Origin of the sequence: Spirosoma luteum DSM 19990 (genome assembly GCF_000374065.1) — a bacterium.
GTDB classification, from domain to species: Bacteria; Bacteroidota; Bacteroidia; order Cytophagales; family Spirosomataceae; genus Spirosoma; species Spirosoma luteum.
Window position 1 is genome coordinate 62,208 of record NZ_KB893257.1, and the last position, 22,513, is coordinate 84,720.

Annotated in this window: 14 protein-coding genes; all 14 read left to right on the forward strand. The window is 50.2% G+C overall.

Going from position 1 to position 22,513, the window contains the following annotated elements; translation table 11 throughout:
- Window positions 1–131: 131 nt before the first annotated feature.
- The 14 genes from nuoL (at window position 132) to B156_RS0113370 (ending at window position 22,482) form a co-directional block, all read left to right on the forward strand.
- Window positions 132–2,054 carry an NADH-quinone oxidoreductase subunit L gene (gene nuoL / locus B156_RS0113305; protein WP_018620221.1) on the forward strand — a complete coding sequence of 641 codons (1,923 nt, stop codon included), beginning with the start codon at window positions 132–134 and terminating at the stop codon, window positions 2,052–2,054.
- 125 nt (window positions 2,055–2,179) lie between these two features.
- Window positions 2,180–3,658 (forward strand): complex I subunit 4 family protein, encoded by a 1,479-nt coding sequence (locus tag B156_RS0113310; RefSeq protein ID WP_018620222.1) that lies wholly within the window; start codon window positions 2,180–2,182, stop codon window positions 3,656–3,658.
- Window positions 3,659–3,747: 89 nt separating this feature from the next.
- Complete coding sequence (locus tag B156_RS0113315) at window positions 3,748–5,151, forward strand: NADH-quinone oxidoreductase subunit N (protein ID WP_018620223.1); 1,404 nt, start codon at window positions 3,748–3,750, stop codon at window positions 5,149–5,151.
- Between the two features lie 145 nt (window positions 5,152–5,296).
- On the forward strand, window positions 5,297–5,785 hold the full coding sequence (locus B156_RS0113320; protein ID WP_018620224.1) for a GtrA family protein: 489 nt from the start codon (window positions 5,297–5,299) through the stop codon (window positions 5,783–5,785).
- A 137-nt stretch (window positions 5,786–5,922) separates the two neighbouring features.
- Complete coding sequence (locus B156_RS31765) at window positions 5,923–6,093, forward strand: hypothetical protein (protein WP_169518256.1); 171 nt, start codon at window positions 5,923–5,925, stop codon at window positions 6,091–6,093.
- 67 nt (window positions 6,094–6,160) lie between these two features.
- Window positions 6,161–6,799, forward strand: coding sequence for a SprT family zinc-dependent metalloprotease (locus tag B156_RS0113330; RefSeq protein ID WP_026260811.1), 639 nt, complete (start codon window positions 6,161–6,163; stop codon window positions 6,797–6,799).
- A complete protein-coding gene (gene porU, locus B156_RS0113335) occupies window positions 6,796–10,254 on the forward strand; it encodes a type IX secretion system sortase PorU (RefSeq protein WP_018620228.1) in 3,459 nt (1,152 codons plus the stop codon). Before B156_RS0113330 ends, porU begins: the two co-directional genes overlap by 4 nt.
- A gap of 118 nt (window positions 10,255–10,372) precedes the next feature.
- On the forward strand, window positions 10,373–11,557 hold the full coding sequence (gene porV / locus B156_RS0113340) for a type IX secretion system outer membrane channel protein PorV (RefSeq protein WP_018620229.1): 1,185 nt from the start codon (window positions 10,373–10,375) through the stop codon (window positions 11,555–11,557).
- An 89-nt stretch (window positions 11,558–11,646) separates the two neighbouring features.
- Complete coding sequence (locus B156_RS0113345; protein ID WP_026260812.1) at window positions 11,647–12,927, forward strand: M16 family metallopeptidase; 1,281 nt, start codon at window positions 11,647–11,649, stop codon at window positions 12,925–12,927.
- A gap of 167 nt (window positions 12,928–13,094) precedes the next feature.
- Window positions 13,095–13,751, forward strand: coding sequence for a glycerol-3-phosphate 1-O-acyltransferase PlsY (plsY, locus tag B156_RS0113350; RefSeq protein WP_018620231.1), 657 nt, complete (start codon window positions 13,095–13,097; stop codon window positions 13,749–13,751).
- Between the two features lie 240 nt (window positions 13,752–13,991).
- Complete coding sequence (locus B156_RS0113355) at window positions 13,992–15,353, forward strand: dipeptidase (RefSeq protein ID WP_018620232.1); 1,362 nt, start codon at window positions 13,992–13,994, stop codon at window positions 15,351–15,353.
- A gap of 50 nt (window positions 15,354–15,403) precedes the next feature.
- Window positions 15,404–16,741, forward strand: a complete 1,338-nt coding sequence (locus B156_RS0113360) for a DUF1207 domain-containing protein (RefSeq protein WP_018620233.1) — start codon at window positions 15,404–15,406, stop codon at window positions 16,739–16,741.
- Window positions 16,742–16,838: 97 nt separating this feature from the next.
- Window positions 16,839–18,179: an adenylosuccinate lyase gene (gene purB, locus B156_RS0113365; protein ID WP_018620234.1), complete on the forward strand. Its 1,341-nt coding sequence runs from the start codon at window positions 16,839–16,841 to the stop codon at window positions 18,177–18,179.
- A 250-nt stretch (window positions 18,180–18,429) separates the two neighbouring features.
- Window positions 18,430–22,482, forward strand: coding sequence for a S8 family serine peptidase (locus tag B156_RS0113370; RefSeq protein ID WP_018620235.1), 4,053 nt, complete (start codon window positions 18,430–18,432; stop codon window positions 22,480–22,482).
- Window positions 22,483–22,513 lie beyond the last annotated feature (31 nt).

Genomic DNA, 22,513 nt, shown 5'->3' on the forward strand with positions numbered 1-22,513 from the left:
ATCAAATTTGACGTTCGTAGTTTGATGGTTGTGTTCCTTGCCAGAACAGATGCAAAGGCATTTCAACTAGTTCCGGCGGAGAACCACTACGACAAACAACAACCGTCAAACATCAAACCTTACCTGTGTTCATGCAAATAGAATTACTCTGCGCGTTAATTCCGCTTCTCCCACTAATTGGCTTTCTGATTAATGGACTCGGCTTCCGCCGATTGCCAAACGGTCTGGCTGGCGCTGTGGCTACCGGGGCTGTACTGGCCTCCTTTGTACTCTCCATCTATCTGTTCAGTGCGTTCAGTGCGTTCAGTGCGGGGGGGAGTCAACCGCTCATCGCTACCCTCTTCAACTGGATTAGCGTAGGCGATCTGCAAATCAATTTCTCGTTTCAGATTGATCAGCTATCGTTGCTTATGCTGCTGGTGGTAACTGGGGTTGGCTCATTGATTCACCTGTACAGTATTGGCTATATGAGTCACGATGCGGGTTTTGGTAAGTTTATGGCTTTCCTAAACCTCTTTATCTTTTTTATGCTGCTGCTGGTGATGGGGTCAAACTACGTCATCATGTTTATCGGCTGGGAAGGGGTTGGGCTTTGCTCGTACCTGCTCATTGGTTTCTGGAATACGAATACCAACTACAACAATGCCGCCCGTAAAGCTTTCGTCATGAACCGCATTGGCGACCTGGGCTTTCTGCTGGGGATATTCATGCTTATCAACACGTTCGGTACGGTTGAGTATCTTGATGTTTTCAAACAGGCTACCAGTCTGGAAATGGGCGACACAACCGTACTGGCCATTACGCTCCTGCTGTTTGTAGGAGCTATGGGTAAATCGGCCCAAATTCCACTCTTCACCTGGCTACCCGATGCCATGGCCGGGCCTACACCCGTATCTGCCCTGATTCACGCGGCAACCATGGTAACGGCGGGTATTTACATGGTCGTTCGCTCCAACGTGCTCTACACGCTGTCTCCGCTTACGCTCGAAATAATTGGCGGCATCGCCATTGCAACAGCATTACTGGCCGCATCCATTGGGTTGCTGCAAAACGATATCAAGAAAGTACTGGCTTACTCCACCGTGTCGCAACTGGGCTATATGTTCCTGGGGTTGAGTGCCACGGCCTACACGGCGGGTATGTTCCACGTTATTACCCACGCGTTCTTCAAAGCCCTGTTGTTCCTGGGGGCCGGCAGCGTTATCCACGCCATGTCCGACGAGCAGGATATTCGGAAGATGGGTGGTTTGCGGAAAGCGTTACCCGTTACGTTCATTACCTTTTTGATTGGTACTATTGCTATATCGGGTTTGCCCCCCTTTGCCGGTTTCTTCTCGAAAGATGAAATTCTGGCCCACGTGTTTAACCACAACAAATTGCTTTGGGCGTTAGGCGTTTTCGGTTCCGGCCTGACGTCGTTCTATATGTTCCGGCTACTATTCCTAACCTTTTTTGGTGAATTCCGGGGAACGGACGAACAAAAGCATCACCTCCACGAGTCGCCGGTGAGCATGACGGCTCCGCTGGTGATACTAGCTATTTTGTCGGCGGTTGGTGGTGTACTCAATCTGCCCGGTAGCGGCTGGCTGGGCGATTTCATGGCACCTCTGTTTGAAGGCTCCCGGCAGGTAAACCCGGAAGCGTTTGCCGAATCAACGATTGAGCATAGCACAGAATACATACTAATGGCCGTTTCGGCCGGGGTGGCTTTGCTGGCCCTAGTCATCGCCTATGTCATGTACATCAGTCGTCAGGCCGTTCCTGCGCCCGAAACGGCTCAGCGTTCGCTGCCAGAACAGGTTATTTATAATAAGTACTACGTAGATGAACTGTACGAAACCGTTGTTGTTCGCCCAATTCGTGGCATGGGCGATGCCCTGTACAGCTTCGGCGAAGGACTGATTGATGGAGTCGTAAACGGTGTGGCCTGGCTGGTGCAGAAAAGCTCGGCGCAGTTGCGGCTGGTACAGAACGGCTCCATTGGCTTCTACGTCCTGGCCATGGTGGTTAGTATTGTCGTTATTTTTGCCCTTCGTTTTTTCATTCGATTATAAAACGGTTTATGGGATTCGGTTTATGGTTTACGGTGTGCAATGCAGTCTTATAGTTAGTACATCTGTGGAATTAGACCGCACCGCGCACCGCAAACCATAAACTGAAAATCGTAAACACACGCTACATGCTTACACTACTCCTGATTCTTTTCCCTGTTGTAGCCGCTACGCTGATTCTGATGATTCGGGGAGAACGGGTAAAACAGGCTGCTTTTGTAGCCGCGCTGGTCGAGTTTGCTTTTGCGGGCTACGCCTTCGTCGGTTTTAAACCGGATGCCAGTTCGCAGTTTGGTTTCGACTATGCCTGGATTAGGTCGCTGGGAATTCGGTTTAGTGCCGGTATCGACGGAATCAGCATTTTGCTGGTGCTGCTAACGGGACTATTAGTTCCGCTTATTGTGCTCTCTACGTTCAAGCGCAGCTATAAGCAATCGTCCCTTTTCTACGCGCTGATGTTGTACATGCAGGCCGCGCTGATGGGCGTTTTCACGGCGCGGGATGGGTTCCTGTTCTATTTTTTCTTCGAAGCCGCGCTGATTCCAATCTACTTCCTGGCAGCCATGTGGGGTGGGAGCAACCGGGTGGCGGTTACGTTTAAATTCTTCGTATACACGATATTCGGTAGCCTGTTTATGCTACTGGCCCTTGTTTATCTGTATTACCAGACACCCGCCACGGAATTGTCGGCTCACTCGGCGGCTATTGCTGATTTTTATAAGCTCAACCTGACTCCGGGTGCCCAAAACTGGCTTTTCTGGGCGTTCTTTATCGCCTTTGCCATTAAAATGCCGGTGTTTCCTTTTCACACCTGGCAACCCGACACCTACGTTGAATCACCTACCCCAGCCACGATGTTATTGGCGGGTATTATGCTCAAAATGGGTGTTTATGGGCTAATTCGCTTTATCCTGCCTGTTGTGCCATTGGGTGTAGAGACCTGGGGAAAGACGGCCATAATTCTGTCGGTTATCGGTATTGTATACGGGTCAATCATTGCCATCCGGCAGCGGGACATGAAGCGCCTTATTGCTTATTCGTCGTTTTCGCACGTTGGCCTGATGGCGGCCGGGGTGTTTTCACAAACGGAAACGGGTATGCAGGGCGCATTGATTCAAATGCTGGCACACGGAATCAATGTGGTCGGGATGTTTTTCGTGGCCGACATAATTTTCTCGCGTACCAGCACGAACCAGCTTGACCAACTGGGCGGCATAACTAAGTCGACGCCCAAACTGACGGTCTTTTTCATGATTATGTTGCTGGGAAGCGTTGCCCTGCCGCTTACGAATGGGTTCATCGGCGAGTTCCTGCTACTGCACGGTGTTTTTACGTACAATCATTATCTGGGATTAGCCGCCGGATTTACCATTATTTTTGGGGCGGTTTACATGCTGCGAATGTTCCAGAAAAGTATGTTCGGTATGCCTTCGTCACGAACGGAGTCGTTCGTTGATTTGAGCCGTACCGAGAGCCTGGTGTTTATTCCGCTGGTAATTCTGATTTTCTGGATAGGCGTCTATCCGCAGGCGTTCTTAAAAGTAACCGAGCCTTCTGTTGTCAGCATCATGAAGTACATCGGTACAACAGCGGTATCATTGAAATAAGTTATATAGTTTGTTGTTTGAAGTTCAATCCTGTGATTGGTAACAACAAACAATAAACCGCCCCGGCGGACCGGGTCAAACCAAAAGTTATGCTTCCCATCATTCTATTGTCGGTTTTAGGTGTTGTACTCCTTTTTCTGGGCTTTCTTAAATCGAGAGCTGTACTCTTACCGGCTACGCTACTATTCCTGGCCGTTACACTGGCCGTCAACTTCCTCGACTGGAACAAAACGTACCTGTATTTCAACGATATGTTGCGGACCAACAACCTGTCTATGGTTTTTACGGCCATTATGCTGGGATCGGCCTTTATGGTGGTGGCTTTGTCGGGTAGTTTTATGGATACCGATGAAGCGCAACCCGCCGAATATTACGCCCTGATGCTTTTCTCGCTGGTAGGGGCCATCATGATGGTTGGCTTCGAGAATCTGATAATGCTTTTTGTGGGGGTTGAAATTTTATCGGTGGCCATGTACGTCCTGACCGGTAGTGATAAGCGTAACCTTCGGTCGAATGAAGCGGCCCTCAAATATTTTCTCATGGGGGCCTTTGCTACAGGTATTATGCTGTTCGGGATGGCCTTACTCTACGGAGCAACGGGGTCCTTCACTATTGCCGGTATTGGTGCTTACGCGGCTAATCAGCAGGGGCTTTCGCTGTTGTTGTACGTTGGTCTGCTGATGCTGCTGATTGGGTTGCTTTTCAAAGTATCGGCGGCTCCATTCCACTTCTGGACGCCCGATGTGTACGACGGTGCGCCCACTATCTTTACCGCTTTCATGTCTACGGTGGTGAAAACCGCTGGTTTTGCTGCGCTGTTCCGGTTGTTATCGGTCTCTTTCGAAGGGGTTTACGGTTTCTGGTGGACGATAATGGCGATTATTGCTGCCCTGACACTGGTGGTTGGTAACCTCACCGCCGTATACCAGAATAGCTTCAAACGGATGATGGCTTACTCCAGCATTTCGCATGCCGGTTATCTGCTCATCGGATTGGCTGCGCTGGGGGTGCAAACGAAGCAGGCTATTGTCTTTTATTCGCTGGCTTACTCCGTTGCTACTATTTCTGCCTTTGGTGTTCTGTTACTGGTGGCCCAGCAGCGAAGTACCCAAACGATTACGCGCGAAGGGGTAAATAGTGAGAACTTTGACTCGTTCAACGGGCTGGCCCGCAAAAACCCACTCCTGGGCTTTACAATGGCCGTTTCTATGCTTTCCCTGGCGGGTATTCCACTGACAGCCGGATTCTGGGGTAAGTTCTACATGTTTTCAACCGCTGTCGAACGGGGTCAAATCTGGTTATTGGTCGTGGCTGTTTTGATGTCGGCGGTGGGCATATACTATTACTTTCGGGTTATCATTGCCATGTACTTTCGCGATGGTGCAACGGAAACGATTCCGGTTGCTCCTTTTTATCAATATGTGCTGTTGGGTGCTACTATTATCACGATAGGTTTGGGTATCGCACCGGGTTTGTTACAGGGACTTTTCTAGTCAACAGATAAGGGAAGCCCCGTACCATATACTAAGTAATGACTTCTGGTAACAAACAGATTTGCTGTCAAGTTTGTACTTTTGGGTTTGCCAGGCAGTCAGCTACCGCAAAATAGTCTACTCTTCGTCCGGTAAATCAGTCAACGTGAACGCCATCGAACAGCCAAAATCAACCAGCTACAAGAGTTTTTTCTCGTTTTTCCTAACGGCTCTGTTTGGTGCTTCCGTTAATTTTTTCAGCCAGATTCTTTATCGTAAATACTTCGATTACTCAAACAGTGTTCTTCTGGGGTATCTGACTGCTACGGTCGTTAGCTTTCTGCCAACCAAACTATTTGCGTTTTCGGCACAGCAAACGGGTAACACAGGCCGAGAAATGGTTAAGTTCGTTATCATTGCGCTGGTAGCCTGGGGGGTTCAGGTAGGTGTAGCTGTCACTACACTCGAATGGATTGCCAATCCTTATTTTTCCAACGTATCCGAGTTCTGGCGTGAGAAAGGGTCACACGTGGTCGGGATGGGGTTCAGTTTTCTGGCCAACTATTTCGGGCATAAGCTCCTGACATTCCGCACAACGGGGGTTTATGATAGAATTCGCTCCCGCTCATCCAGGGAACAGCAGGAACAATTATAAAAGCCTTCCCAGATTAATCTTATTTTAAATTGTACTATATTTATGTGAAATCCATTTTAATGGATAAATTGGTCGTTTTTGTTGCATTCATCAGGAAAACGTTATATTTGTCATTAAAACATAAAGTAGTTTACACTATGAAAAAAGTATTATCGATCCTGTTCGTTGGTAGCATGCTAACCTTCGCAGCTTGTGAGAGCAAGAAAACGGAAGAAACGACAACAACCGAAGAAACGACAATGTCGACAGACACAGCCACCATGATGGCTGACTCATCAACCATGATGTCTTCAGACACCGTGAAGTAATAAGTAGTCTTCCTGAAATATGTAAGAAAAAGCCTTATTTTTATAGGGCTTTTTTGTTTTCAGGCCCTTGATAAATACATTCCTTACCCATGTCCCCCCAAAGGCAGTTGACTATTGCCAGCACCTTTGGCAGCAGTACAGTTTTCAGTTGCACATCGCAAAACCGCGCCGAACCCGCCTTGGCGATTTTCGGGTGCTGCCGAACAGGCAGACCAAAATTACCGTCAATGCCAATTTGAACCCGTACGCTTTTCTGATAACATATGTACATGAAGTAGCCCATGCCGATGTCCATGCTCAATACGGATTACAACGGAGAAGCAGTTCTCTGAAGCCCCACGGCAAACCCTGGCAACTGGCTTTTCAGCGGCTCATGCAACCGTTGCTTACCGAAACGGTGTTTCCCGCTGCTATCCTGACCCCGCTCCGGCAGTACCTGAACCGACCAGCGGCTACAACGTACGCTTGTCCGGACCTTATGCTGGCAATAAGACAATTTGATGGGGATAAACCAGATGAGCAACCGGCCAGTAAACGGCTACTTCGCGACTTGCCGGAGGGGAGTGTATTCAAACTTTCTCAAAAGAAGTACGTACGGGGTACGCTACGCCGAACCCGCATCGTTTGTAAGGAGTCTGTAACGGGTCGGTCATACGCTATTCTGGCTCACGCCCTGGTGACGGTAATGATGAATGATGAATCATGAATTATTGGTGTAAAATACATAAGCGGGTAAGTGCGGAGCGGTTTGGAAAGCAGCTGCTCTGCCTGGCTTTTTTATACATCTTTGGTCATTCATCCTTTATAACTACCTCAACAAAGGCCCAGTCGGTGCTGGCGCAGGGCTCATGGGTAAAAATTGGTGTGACGGAGTCGGGTGTGTATCGGCTTAGTCAGGCTCAGTTAGTACAGTTGAATCCTGCTTTTGCCACGGCTGACCCAAAGCGATTACGCCTTTACGGGAATGGTGGTGCGGTGCTACCCCAGCCGAACGGTACCCCCCGGCCAATTGATTTAACCGAGAATGCTATTCAGGTAGTGGGGGAGGCCGACGGGCGATTCGATGCCAGCGATGCGGTTCTTTTCTTCGGTCAAAGCCCCCGCGTTGTTCATTACGACTCAATAGCCCGGCGCTTTTCGCACCAGATCAACCCCTATTCCGATACCACTTTTTATTTTCTGGCCATTGGAACTTCGCCCGGTTTACGCCTGACCGACCGTCCGGCTGGCTCACTGACCAATACCCCGGCAATCACAACATTCGATGACTATCAGTTTCATGAACAGGAGCTTATGAAGGTTCCGGCGGTCCATTCCGGGCGGGAATGGTTTGGGGAATACCTAACGACTGATACCACAAAGGTTGTCCTGTTCAATGTGCCGGGTGCGTTGCCGAACAGCCCAGTACGGTTAACGGCTTCGGTGATGGCGGGTGCTACCGTATCGACACAGTTTCGCGTGCAGGTCAATGATCAGTTGGCGGGTGTTATGCCTGTTTACGCCATTTCCGGGTATGAATACGACTATCAGGGCGTAGCCCGAACGGATACCTTCCTGGCTAAATTAATTACCGGCGACAATCCCCTTCGGGTAGCGGTTACGTTTCGGAAGAACGGCTTATATTCAGCCCAAGGGTACCTGAATTACCTGGGTGTGCAAACGCAGCGCGAACTTCGGCAGTATGATAAACCGGTCTGGATGCGCAGGCTGGGAAAGGGGCAATATGCGGTAAAGCAGGCCACGACCGGTTTGCGGGTCTGGAATGTTACTGACCCCCTCAAACCAGTGGCGCAGGCCTATACGCTATCGTTGGCGCAGGAAGCGGCCTGGGCGTCTGCTCAGGCCGGCGATTATTTTTTATTTACGGATGCGCAGATATTGTCGCCGGTATCGCTGGCAATCGTTTCGAATCAGGATTTACACAGTCAGCCAACCCCCAACCTGATACTCGTCACGCCTGCTGCCTGGCGTGAACAGGCCGAACGGCTGGCTAAATTTCGGCGCGATAACGACCAGCTTACCGTTTTGGTCGTTACCACACAGCAGGTCTATAATGAATTTGGATCGGGCCAGCCGGATCCAACAGCCATCCGGGATATGGCCCGGTATTTTTATCAGAAACAGCCCGATAAACTACACTATCTGCTGCTTTTTGGCGATGCTACGTACGATTATCGGAACCTGGCAGGACAGGTCAACGCTACTCAGCTGGCCAATATGATTCCGGTATACGAAAGCCGTGAATCACTCCACCCGGTGCTGAGTTACTCCTCCGACGATTATTTTGGCTTCATGGATGCCGACGAGGGTGAGTGGACCGAAAATACCCTGGGCGACTACCGGCTGGATATTGGTGTGGGGCGACTACCGGTAAAATCAACCGATGAAGCCCGGACGATAGTCGATAAACTTATCCGGTATAGTTCGGATGCGTCGATTGCCGGCGACTGGCAAACGCGGGTGATGCTGGTAGCTGATGATGGCGATTATACTATTCATCAGCAGGATACCGACCAAATGGCCAAACTCGTGGAGAAAACGGCGCCTGCTTACCGGCCTGAGCGCATTTTTCTGGATGACTATCCGCAGGAGAACACGGCCAACGGACAAAAAGCGCCGATTATTAATAAACTCATCAATCAGGCGGTGGCCGATGGGCGATTAATTATCAATTACAGTGGTCACGGGGGAATAACAGGGCTGGCCGACGAGCAGATTGTGACGCTTCAGGATATACTCTCCTGGAAAAATGCGCGCTTACCGCTGTTCGTAACGGCCACCTGCCAGTTCGGCCGGTACGATGACCCAAGCGTTATTTCCGGGGCTGAACTAACGCTGTTGAGCCGAACGGGGGGCGGTATTGGTCTGCTCACCACAACGCGCCCCGTATATGCCAATACAAACCTGCTGCTGAATCAGGCGTTCTACAACGCTGTTTTTACCCCGATAAATGGGCAGATGCCGCGCCTGGGGGATGTCATGCAAGCCACAAAAAACAATAGTCTGAGCGGGCCGGTCAATCGAAACTTTGCGCTGTTAGGCGATCCTTCGTTACGGCTGGCCTACCCAAAGGCACAGGCCATCCTGACGCAGGTAAACGGCAAAGCAATAACGCCCAATAGACTCGATACGTTACATGCCCTGCAACCAGTTGAATTAACAGGGGAAATCCGGCTACAGGGCCAGCGGCTCGCTGATTTTACGGGAACGGCGCAACTGTCTCTCTACGACAAAGCGACAAATCACACGACACTTGGCCTCGATGCCGCAAGCCCCAAAATGACCTATCAGGCGTTTAGTAATCCGATTTTTACGGGTCAGGTAGCGGTACGGCAGGGCCAGTTTACAGCCCGCTTCACCGTGCCCAAAGATATTGATTACGCGGTAGGCAGCGGAAAACTGTATTTGTATGCTGTGCGGGCAGATAGTACACAGGATGCAACGGGGAGCTACGATAGTTTGCGGATAGGTGGCAGTGTTTTTGCTGATAGTATTGACACCGACCCGCCCAAAGTAGCTCTGTCCATTGTTGATGGTACTAGTAACACAGATGTTGTGCAGGTTGCCGGTCCGGATGTAACGCTGCGTGTTGATTTGGCTGATAATCAGGGTATCAACATTGCCCGGTCTGGTATAGGACACGAGCTGACCGCCCGGTTTGGGGATCAGCCGGTAGTCATACTGAATGAGTATTACGTGGCACAGGGTTCAGGGGGGCGTCAGGGAACTGTGAAATACACGTTCAGGCAGGTGCTTCCGGGTACGTACACGATTCGGGTCAAAGCCTGGGATATCAACAATAATTCAACTGAGGGCACGTTGACCATAGTAGTTTCTGAGCGACCGGGGTTGGCGTTGCGGGCGTTTAAAGCCAGTCCAAATCCGGTTGTTGCCCAAACATCGCTGACGGTTGAACTCAACCGTTCGGGTGAACCGCTCGACTGGACAGTTGGTGTCTACGACCTGAACAGTCGGTTACTCAGCCAGCAAACGGGGCAGTGTAGTAATTGTGAATCGACCGTAACCGTTGGCGAATGGAACGGCTCGGCGGGAGGAGGTCAGCCACTGGCCAACGGTTTGTATATCATTCGGGTCGACATTCGGTCGGCAGTAGATGGCTCAGTTGCTACCGGCACCGGCCGAATTGTATTGACAAAATGAATTAAAGCGACTTAAAACGGTCACGTTTTTTCTAATCCGACGTTTACTTGTAATTTTGGCCGCACAGCACGGTCATACTCACCATAATTAACTGCTGTTGTTGACCAACACTTATTATATGAAGCACAATTTTCTTCGTGTTCTTCTGGGCGTTTGCACCTTCCTCCCCCTTGCAGTATCGGCCCAAACCACGCTTAACGGCACACCGCTTAATATTCCTACGTCATCCGTACCTTTTCTGAATTTTACGCCTGATGCCCGGTCGGGGGCGTTAGGGGATGCGGGGGTGGCATTGGGCGACCCTGATGCAAACGCCGTTTACTGGAATCCATCAAAGCTTGTCTTTGCCAAGCAGAGTAAAGGTGCTTCACTATCGTATACACCCTGGTTGCGCAACCTGATTGGCGATATGTACTACACGTACCTGAGCGGTTATTCAAAGGTGGGCAAAAACTCGGTTGTGGCGGGTTCGCTGTTATATTTTGACCTGGGAACGGTCGATTTCACGACGGCAACGGGCGTAGCGGCCGGTACGTTTAATTCCCGTGAGTATGCCGTGACGGCTTCGTTCGCCCAAAAGCTTTCGCAAAACTTCTCCCTGGCTGTCGACCTCAAATACCTGAATTCCAATCTGGCGGCTGGTAGCAGCAATCCGGGTCTGAAACCAGGTGCTACGGCAGCGGCTGACATTAGCACCTACTACCAAAACGAATACCGCGATAATGCCACGGGCAAAGGGATTGGCTGGGCTTTTGGCGGTATGATTTCAAACCTCGGGGGGCGTATCAATTACGGCGGTACCCAGAGTTACTTCATTCCTACGAATCTGCGTCTTGGAACCCGGCTTACCATATTCTCGGATCAATACAACAAATTCAACTTTGTGGTGGATGTCAACAAACTGATGGTGCCAACCCCCAATATTGTTAATGGTGTTAATCTGAATGCCAACAAAGATTACTTCAGTTCGGTCTTTGGTTCATTTGCCGATGCACCGGGTGGCTTTAGCGAAGAACTGAAAGAAATTACAATCTCATCAGGCGTTGAATACTGGTATAACGACCAGTTTGCGGCCCGCGTTGGCTATTTCAACGAGTCGAATGAAAAAGGTGGTCGCAAATACGCAACCGCTGGCATAGGGTTACGGCTTCAGCAGCGGTTTGGGGTCGATTTTTCGTACCTGATTCCGATAAAACAGGGCAACCCGCTTGCCGATACCTTCCGGATTTCATTATTGCTGAACTTGACCGGAGCCAACCGGGTTGGTGGAGATGATGAATTGACAAACGACGATTTTAACTAACTATAAAGAGTGAAAGGGCGAAAGAGCAAAAGAATGAAGGCCATCAGGTTCATTTTTTTGCTCTTTCGCCCTTTCACTCTTTCGCATTTATGACCCTCAACAGAACCCAGCCGCCTGCTTTTCAGACTATCCACGAAATACAACTACCCGCCGTAGTGTCAAATCGACTGGATAATGGTATTCCATTACACATGATTACGGTAGCGCAGCAGCCAGTGCTGCGTTTGGAGTTTATTTTCGATGCCGGAACTTGGCATGAACAAGTCCCGGGAAGTGCCTTTTTTGCCATGAAAATGCTGGCCGAGGGAACCGCATCCCGCTCATCTGCCCAGATAAGTGAGTATATAGACCGATACGGGGCATTCATTGAACTGAACAGCGGGCCAGACCGGGCCAGCCTTGTCATCTATTGCCTGACCAAGTTTCTGCCCGACATCCTGCCCCTGATACAGGAACTCCTGAACGAACCCACTTTTCCGGAGAAAGAACTGGACGACCTGCGGAATATTACCCTGCAAAATCTGCGGGTTAACTACGAAAAAAATGCCTATTTGGCGGGTGTACTGTTCCGAGAAAAACTGTTTGGCTACGATCATCCATATGGCCGCAGTCAGAAACCCGAAGCCGTGGAGCAGCTTACGCAGGCCAGTGTTGTCGAGTTCTATGAACGGGTTATCCGGAACCGGCCTTTTCAGCTCATTCTGGCCGGTCATGCGACAGAAAACGATGTGTTACTGATTAACCGGGTACTGGGCCAATCCCCCATCAGAACGGATACCTTACCCAGCTATTCGGCCCCCATAGTAGTAGAAAATGATGCTGTTACGCTCGCCGAAAAGCCGGATAGCAGTCAATCATCCATCCGGCTGGGCCGTCGGCTTTTTACCCGTTCTCACCCTGACTATTTCAGGATGCTGGTGATGAATGAAGTATTCGGGGGGTATTTTGGCTCCCGGTTGATGAAGAACATTCGCGAAGAAAAGGGCTTTACCTATGGCATCTCGTCGAACATGCCCTCATTTCGGCAGGACGGGTATTTTCTGATCGGAACGGATGTAAACAAAGAAAATACCCAGCAAACGCTGGACGAAATTCAAAAGGAGATTCATATCCTGCAAACAGTTCCTGTGTTGGAGGATGAACTGGAAACTGTGAAAAACTACATGGCTGGAGAATTTGTAGGGTCACTCAATACCCCTTTCGAAATAGCCGACCGATACAAAGTGATTTTGCTGGACCAGTTGCCTGCCGATTTTTTGACTACCTACATTCAAAAAATTCGGGCTGTGTCACCTGTCGACATTATGGAAACGGCTAATCAGTACCTGAAAATGGGTAGCCTGATGGAAATAGTTGTTGGCGGTAAATAACAAAACCGGCAATCAATCCGGAAATCAGGCTAGTTACGCACAAGATAAAAAACATTGGCTGTTTGGTAACAATCTATTAATTTTGGGGTTACATTCTTCTCAAATAGATAAAGATTCGTTTGAATCACGTTTTTTTTGTCGTGTCACTGTTTGCCTGAACCCAATTAATGAACGTTCTATTAATTAGCATCACGGTTGTAGTAGCTTACCTATTGGGATCAATCCCGACTGCCGTCTGGTATGGTCAGGGATTTTTCAATCTCGATATTCGTAAGTACGGAAGTGGCAACGCGGGGGCCACCAATACCTTTCGGGTACTGGGCAAACGCGCTGGTACTATTGTTATGCTGGTCGATGTTATGAAGGGGTACACAGCCGCTATTTTAGCCACCCTGCTCTGGTATTTCAACATTATTTCCGAAACAGAGATTCTGACATTCAAGATCGTTTTCGGTCTGGTCGCCGTAATAGGGCATTTGTACCCTCTTTTTGCCGGTTTTAAGGGTGGTAAAGGCGTGGCAACCTTATTAGGAATGATGCTGGCTACGCACCCCGAAATGGCCGCTGTCTGTATCGGTGTTTTTCTACTGGTGGTTATTGCCTCACAGTATGTTTCGCTGGGGTCAATCATTGCCGCCCTGGCCTTTCCGGTCCTGTTGTTACTTCGGATTTTTGGCCAGCAGGAAAGCCCGGTATTGATCGTTTTTGGCTTCGTCGTATTTTTACTGGTCGTGCTGACTCACCAGAAAAATATTGCCCGCTTGCTGCGGGGGGAAGAAAGCCGTACGATACTTTTCCGCTTTCGTAAAAAAGAAGGGGAGTAAATTCCCTGGTTTGATAGAAATCAACGCCCCGACGTTGCGCGAAAAAGGCGTAACTTCGGGGCGAACTTTTTGATGGATGACCAACATGAGGCCTACAAGGCCTATTTTATAGGGAAATGGTGAGAAATAACAGAAAATACGAACGGCACTGTCATCCGTATTTTCTCGTACATCCTTACAAATATAACATCGTATATCACCCCAAATCTGACAGGCCAATCTGCCATAGTAAGCCCGGATATGACTAACTACCTTGAAACAAATAAGCAGCGGTTCCTGGACGAATTGCTTGATTTACTCCGAATCCCGTCGGTTTCTGCCGACTCGAAATTCAAAGGCGATGTACGCCGGGCCGCCGAGTTTGTAAAAGATAAATTGACCGCTGCGGGTCTGGATAGCGCAACACTCTATGAAACGCCGGGCCACCCCATCGTGTACGCCGAAAAAATAGTGGATGCCAGTAAGCCAACAGTACTGGTGTACGGGCACTACGACGTACAACCCGCCGACCCGTACGAGCTTTGGAAAACACCCCCTTTTGAACCCACTATTCGCAACGAACGGATTTACGCACGGGGAGCGTGCGATGATAAAGGGCAGTTTTATATGCATATCAAAGCCATTGAAGCAATGATGGCTACGGATGGATTACCCTGCAATGTGAAGGTGATGATTGAGGGGGAGGAAGAAGTTGGGTCCGACCATCTGGGCGAATTTGTGAAGGAGCATAAGGACATGCTCAAGGGGGATGTGATTCTGATTTCGGATACGAGTATCATATCCAACGAGACACCATCGCTCGAAACCGGGTTGCGTGGTCTGTCCTATGTGGAGGTGAAAGTTACGGGTCCCAATCGTGATTTGCATTCCGGCGTGTACGGTGGGGGAGTAGCAAACCCAATCAACGTACTGTGCCAAATGATTGCTTCTCTACATGATGAAAACGGTCGTATCACCCTGCCTGGTTTCTATGATAAGGTGACCGATTTGAATGACGACGAGCGGGCCGAATTGGCCAAGGCTCCTTTCGATCTGGAAGAGTATAAACGCGATTTAGCTGTTGGCGATGTAATGGGTGAGGTTGGTTATTCGACCAACGAACGCACGTCTATCCGGCCAACTCTCGATGTAAACGGCATTTGGGGTGGCTACACGGGCGAGGGGGCCAAAACGGTACTGCCCTCCACGGCATCGGCTAAAATCAGTATGCGGTTAGTACCCAATCAGACACCCGATGAAATTACGGAGCTGTTCACGACTCATTTTGTGTCTATTGCACCCGCCGGGGTCAGCGTAACAGTAACACCCCACCATGGTGGTATGCCGTACGTAACGCCCGTCGATTCGGTTGAGTTTGAAGCAGCCAGCAAAGCATTTGAAGATGCCTGGGGCAAGAAACCTATTCCAACCCGCGGTGGGGGTAGTATTCCCATTACGGCATTATTTGAGAAAGAGCTGGGTATCAAGTCTATTCTGATGGGTTTCGGCCTGGATAGCGATGCCCTGCACTCGCCCAATGAAAGTTATGGCCTGTTCAACTTCTACAAAGGCATCGAAACAATTCCCTATTTCTATAAACATTACGCAGCCCTGAAACAGTAATTTCTTCGGAAACTGCAAAAATTACTGGCGTTAGAACCTCTGTTTCCTCCATGAAAAAAACTGTATTGGTCCTTTTCCTGAGTTTTTTTGCCGTAAGCTGGGCTTCGGCGCAACAAGCCTTAACGCCTGCCCAACAGCGACAAAAAGAAAAAATAGCGGAAGAAATTCAGCGTCAACAAAAAATAAAGGCTGAAACGGCCCAAAAGCAGCGGGAGTACGAAGCTAAACAGGCCGAAAAGGAACGTCAGCGGCAGGCTAAAAATGCGGCAAGGGAAGGAAATCAAGCGCAACCTGCCCCGGCACCCGTTACCAATACACCGCCCGTTAGCCAGCCGAATGCGGTAGTAAACACTCCGACAGAACCGGTAGAAAAGGAAAAAAAAGTAAAGCGTAAAAAAGAGAAAACACCGGAACCAACCCCTGTTACCATCCCCGCCGAAGTAACACCAACCCCTACTCCGGTTGATACGCCTGCCACCACGACGGAGAAACCCGCTGAAGCGGAAGGCCGGGTTCGACGGGAGAAAAAAGCCGTCCGCAAGTCGGTTGATCCAAGAAGTATGGAGCCGGGAACGGCCATTACGGTTGCGCCAGCCGTAGTACGGGCGCAAGGGGAATTTCTGCCGAAGGGGCACTTGTTCGAGCCAATAATACTGGACCCGCTGGAGGCCCAGACGTACGGGAGTTTCCTGCCTGGCTACTGGACAGAAGGCCAGAAATACAAGGGCAGTTTTGTGCCGTTTGCTTTTGGCTTTGCCAAGCCTATTTACCGGCGTACTACCCAGCCCGGCCAATCGGAAGAATGGGTACTGGATTTGGCTTCCTTTACCCAGTTTGAAGCTTTTCATGATGACGTGACTAACAAAGCTGCCCGGCGCATTGTCAATACGGATTATAAAGTCAGCATCATTTATAACATCCGCCGAAACGAAAACAACTACCGTATCCGGGTTTATCACCTGTCGTCGCATCTGGGCGATGATTACATCTTTAGAAACAAGCTAACGGCACCTTCGCCCAACTCGGTCAATTATGAGTTGCTGGACTTCACTTACAGCCGTACCGTAACTAACTGGCGGCTGTACGGCGGGGCCGGTATCGTACTACGAAAAACGGAGGAGCGAAAGCCCCTGAGTGCGCAGATTGGCACTTTCTACAAAAGGCCGTCTATGAAAGCAACCCGGCTGGTGGGTGGCGTTGATGTGAAATTCTGGCAGCAAACCGATTTCAGACCCGGTATTCACGGGGGGATTGGATTCGAGTTGGGCCGGACGCAGAATAACCTGACGTTCATGCTCGAAGGTTACTCCGGATTTCGCCCCTATAGCCAGTTTGAACAACAGCAAACCTCCTGGATGGGGATTGGCCTGTACCTGAATCCTTTTTGACGAGTTTGGTTTATGATGTCTGATTTATGGTGCCTGTTTTATGACTGGCGCACGAATCGCGCAACTATAAACCAGACACCATAAATCAAATACCCAAATGACTCTTTCCCCATTAACGGCTATTTCGCCGATTGACGGTCGTTACCGGTCGCAGGTTGATACCCTGGCTCCCTATTTTTCAGAATTAGGCTTAATCCACTACCGCGTACGTATTGAAATTGAGTACTTTATTGCGCTTCGCGAGTGGCCCATCCCCCAATTGACGGGTGTGGATTCTGCTGAGTTTCCAGCCCTACGGGCGTTGTATGAAAACTTTACCGAAGCGGATGCCCTGCGGATTAAAGAAATCGAGCGAACGACCAATCACGACGTAAAAGCAGTTGAGTATTTTATCAAAGAAAAGCTGAAGGGGTCACCGGTAGAACCTTTTCTGGAGTTTATTCACTTCGGTCTGACCTCACAGGATATCAACAACACGGCTATTCCGCTGCTGTTGCGCGACGCCCTCGACACCGAAATTGAACCCCTTTATCGGCAGGTATACATGCGGCTGCAAACGATGGCCGAACAGTGGAAGGATATTCCTATGCTGGCCCGTACGCACGGTCAGCCTGCTTCGCCAACCCGGCTGGGTAAGGAGATTTCGGTATTTGTGGAGCGGATTGAGAAGCAGTTACATCTACTGGCCGAAATTCCAACGGCGGCCAAGTTTGGCGGGGCAACCGGAAATTTTAATGCCCATCATGTGGCGTACCCCAACGAGGACTGGAAACGGTTTGGGGATACGTTTGTAGAAAGTCTGGGCATGGTTCGCAGTCAGTTCACAACCCAGATTGAACACTACGACATGCTGGCCGCTGCACTCGATGCGTTCAAACGGCTTAACAACATCCTGGTTAACCTCGACCGCGATATGTGGACTTACGTGTCCATGAACTATTTCAAGCAGAAGCTGAAAGAAGGGGAGGTTGGCTCATCGGCCATGCCGCACAAAGTGAATCCGATTGACTTCGAAAATTCGGAGGGGAATCTGGGTATTGCCAATGCGCTGTTTGAACACCTGTCGGCGAAACTACCCATCTCCCGGCTCCAACGCGACCTGACCGACTCGACCGTTTTGCGTAACATCGGTATCCCATTTGCCCATTCGGTCATTGCGCTGAAATCGCTCCTGAAAGGCCTGGATAAACTGGAGTTGAACGTTGCAGCCCTGAATGCCGATTTAGAAGACAACTGGGCGGTAGTAGCTGAAGGCATCCAAACCGTTCTCCGGCGCGAAGGCTATCCGCAACCTTACGAAGCCCTGAAAGCACTGACCCGTACCAATCAGAAAATTACGGCCGACACAATCCGGCAATTTATTGATGAATTAACCGTATCGGATGCCGTTAAAACCGAACTCAGCGCTATCACGCCGTTTAGCTATACGGGGCTGTAATGCCCTGTGTTTTCGTCCATTATTAACTGATTTGTCCTTTTATCGACTGGTGCTCCCTTGTCATAAAACAAATTGATTTATCTGGATGTATTGATTTCTGTACGCTTCGCTGAGAGTGAATTGTGCGCTGCAACAGTATATAAAAATTCATTAATGATTTTCAATATACAGTCGCAGCGCAACGGGCGGTATCCTTTTATCGTATGTACTGTATATAATTGATAGGCGGCCGTCAGGTGCTTTTTATGCTATGTGTAAGCGTTTACAGTTGTCAAAGCCCTGGATACAGAGTACTCTTTTTCTGCTCTTCATCAGTACCCGTTTGCTGGCTCAACCCCAGCCACTTCCTCAGTATAGTGCCCGGCAACAGGCGATTCAAAAGGGCCTGCAACAAGCCGTTGAGCAATACCGGATTGAAAATTACCGACAGGCAGTGGCGGAGGCACAACGGCTAAACCGCCCGCTCGAACAGCGTTCGCCGACGGGCAGGGTGATGGTCCTGCGGGGTATTACCAACACCGGCGAATTACTATACGATGCTACATACAGTGCCACACAGGCAGCTATCAGCACCCGTACCAATTCGCTGTATGCCGGTGGGAGCCTGGGTGTTTCACTCTCGGGCAGTACATTGAAAGATAAACTGGGCATTTGGGACGGGGGGAAAGTACGCTCAACGCACGTTGAGTTCAGTAACGGTACAACCGCTAGCCGCGTTGCCCAGATTGATAACGCCACTACCTTATCCAGCCACGCCACGCACGTGTCGGGTATCATGATGGCGGCAGGCGTGAATCCTTTGGTAAAGGGAATGGCATTCGGTACCAATTTGCGGGCCTATGACTTCAATAATGACGTCAGCGAGATGAGCGCGGCTGCGCCTAACCTGTTGGTATCCAACCATTCCTACGGTTCTAATGCCGGTTGGGTATTCAGTGATACCCGTACGGGGTCCATACAATGGGAATGGTGGGGTGATACACTAATCAGTAAAACAGAGGATTATAAGTTCGGTCTGTACAATAATTCGGCCGTTACCTGGGACCAGATTGCTCAAAATGCTCCCTACTACCTCATCGTAAAATCATCTGGTAACACGCACGGCTCCAATGGACCAGCCGCCGGGCAGCCCTATTATTTCGGCAGTAGTAACAAAACCAGTACGGATGCCCGCGCCAATCAAAATGGGTACGATCAAATTCCTACGTATGGTAACGCAAAGAATATCCTGACCGTATCAGCCATCAGTAACCTGAATTATGGGTATAATCAACCCTCCGACGTTGTTTTGAGTGGTTTTACCAGTTGGGGCCCTTCGGACGATGGCCGGATTAAGCCTGACCTGGCGGGTATAGGGGTCAGTGTTTTGTCAACCAGTTCGGAGAGCGATAGTGCTTATGCCATACTAAGTGGCACATCCATGTCATCGCCCAACGTAGCAGGGTCAATATTGCTCTTGCAGGAACTGTTTTCGCAGCGGAATAATGGGCAGTTCCTGCGTTCTTCCACGCTGAAAGGGCTGGCACTCCACACCGCCGATGAGGCCGGTTCGGCACCTGGTCCCGACTATCAGAATGGCTGGGGCCTGCTGAATATGGAACGGGCGGGGAGGGTTATTCTGAATACGGATAACAACCACCTGCTCAACGAACGAACGCTCACGCAGGGACAGACCTACTCGTTCACTATGGTCGCTTCGGGGCGGGGGCCGCTTGTAGCAACCATCTGCTGGACTGACCCGGCTGGTACGGCCGCTGCAACGCTTAATGATCGAACGCCCAAACTTGTCAATGACCTTGATATTCGTATCAGCGATGGTACAACGACTACGTTACCCTGGGTACTCGATCCGGCTAATCCGGACAATGCTGCTACAAGGGGCGATAACATTCGTGACAACGTAGAGCAGGTACTCCTGGCTACACCCGTTCCGGGGAAAAGCTATACGGTGACAGTTACGCATAAAGGTACGCTGAACGATGCCAAACAGGATTATGCCCTGTTGATGAGTGGTATTGGTGGTGCAGCTTATTGCGCATCGGCACCAGCTTCAACCACCGACACAAAAATAAATCGGGTGCAGCTTGGCGGCATTGATCAGGCTGGAGCGTCTGGCTGTACATCATACAACAGTTTTACGCAAACCGCTACGGTTCAATCCAGTCAGCAGATTCCGCTGGCAGTAACGCTTGGTACGTGTGGAATAGCCAAAAACGCCGTCGTCAAAGCGTTTGCCGATTGGAACCTGAATGGTAGTTTCGATGATGCTGGCGAAACTGCAGCTACGTCGGGCGTATTGACCAATGCGGGGGTTTTCTCGACAACGGTTGCCATCCCGACCAGCGTCCAGAACGGGCAGATTATTCGGTTCAGGATCGTAGCGGTTGAGACCGATAATGCCGCTGCTGTAACAGCCTGTGGTAACTATGGAAACGGCGAAACCCAGGACTATTCGCTCAATATTGTCCAGACGAGCAATGACGTAGGCGTTGCGGCACTCTTATCGCCCGAAGCCGGTTTTTGTGGGCAAACGAATAGTGATGTGACCATTTCGGTGCGCGTCCATAACTATGGAGCGACCAGTCAGACCAATGTGCCAGTAAGCCTGACCATTACTGATGCCAATAACGCCCCGTTAACGACGCTAACGGGTGTAGTGCCTAACCTGCTGGCTTTCCGGGATGGTTTACTGGCGCTAACCTTACCGGCAACGGTCGCTTTGTCCCCCGGCCAGACGTACAAATTTATTGTAGCAACCGGGCTGCCCACCGACCAAAACGCAGCTAACAATAGCCTTACTGAAACCCGTACCAGTGCGTCTGTTGCGAACAACGGTATTTTCTCCGTGACCCGCTGTGGTACGGATTCCGTTTTCTCTTTGCTGAACACGGGTGGAGGAACTGCTTTCTGGTATGATAGTCCAACAGGGGGAAACCTGTTGGCAGCTGGAAACCGGATTTCGGTAAAAACATTACCCGCCACCGGTCAGTTTTACGCTGCGCTGAATGATTTGTCGGGAGTTGTTGGGCCGGTTGACAAAACCGTATTTACGGGGGGGACCTACAGCGGGAACTTCGGCCCGGCTCCGCTCATTTCAACCGCTGTTCCCATCGTTATTCAGAGTGCCCGGCTGTATATTGGAACGCCCGGCCAACTGACGTTTACGGTGCGGAAATACGACAATACGGCTATTTCAAGTGTAACGCTGGATGTGAATCCGACCCGGAATCAGAGCCTTACGGCCACCACGAATAGTCAGTTGGTCGATGACCCTGATGACCAGGGGGCAGTGTACGCCTTGAACTTGAAAATACCTACAGCGGGCGACTATAAAATAACCATCGAGTACGCTGGTGGAGCCTCTATTTTTCGCAGTAATAGTGGAGTTAGTGGCTTCCCGTACCAGCTGAAAACACAGACGGGCCAACCTGTCGTTACAATTAAGGGGTCATTGTTTACCACTGGCACAACCACCGATACGCTGAAAACAGCCTGGTATTATTTCTATAATATGAAAATCAGGTCGCTCGATTGCGCCAGTCCGCAACGAACCCCCGTTGTTTCAACGACCAGTACGGCAGCAACCGCCACGATTACACCGGGCGGGTCGGCCAGTATTTGCCAGGGATCGGGTCTAACTATTCAGGCCAATATAGGTGCCGGATTAGCCTATCAGTGGTTTCTCAACGGACAAGCCATTGCCGGGGCAACCGGAACGAGCTTTTCGGCCGTTACGGCGGGCAGTTATACCGTACAGGTAGCCAACACCTGTGCTCCCGTTCGTTCATCGGCGCTGGTCGTGTCCGTAAATTCGCCCCAAACACCCATGTTAACGGCCAGTGGTTTTACACTGATGACCAATGCTGTTTCGTCTATTCAATGGCTAAAGAACGGCGTTCCCATTCCGGGCGCTACGGGTACTACCTACGCTGTTGTGCAATCGGGCCGGTATTCGGTGCAGGGAAATGTGAACGGCTGTGGAGTCGCTATTTCCAGCGAAGTGGTTCTGACGATTCTGGCAACGGAGCCCACCACGAGTGATGAGGATATAACCGTTTACCCGAACCCGGCCACCAAGCTATTGACTATTTCTATACCCGCTACAGTATCCTTTTTGCAGCCACCCACGTTCCAACTAACCGATTTGAACGGAAGAACGCTTCATACGGCCACACTGGAGCGGACCGGAAAAATTTATTCGGCGGTAGTCGATGTGAGCAGCTTGCCGGGCGGTACGTTTTTTGTGGTTATAACGGATGAACGGATGCAACGTGTCCGGGTCAAACGGATTTACAAACACTAACCTTTACCGCTTCTGACGCATATTTATCTGC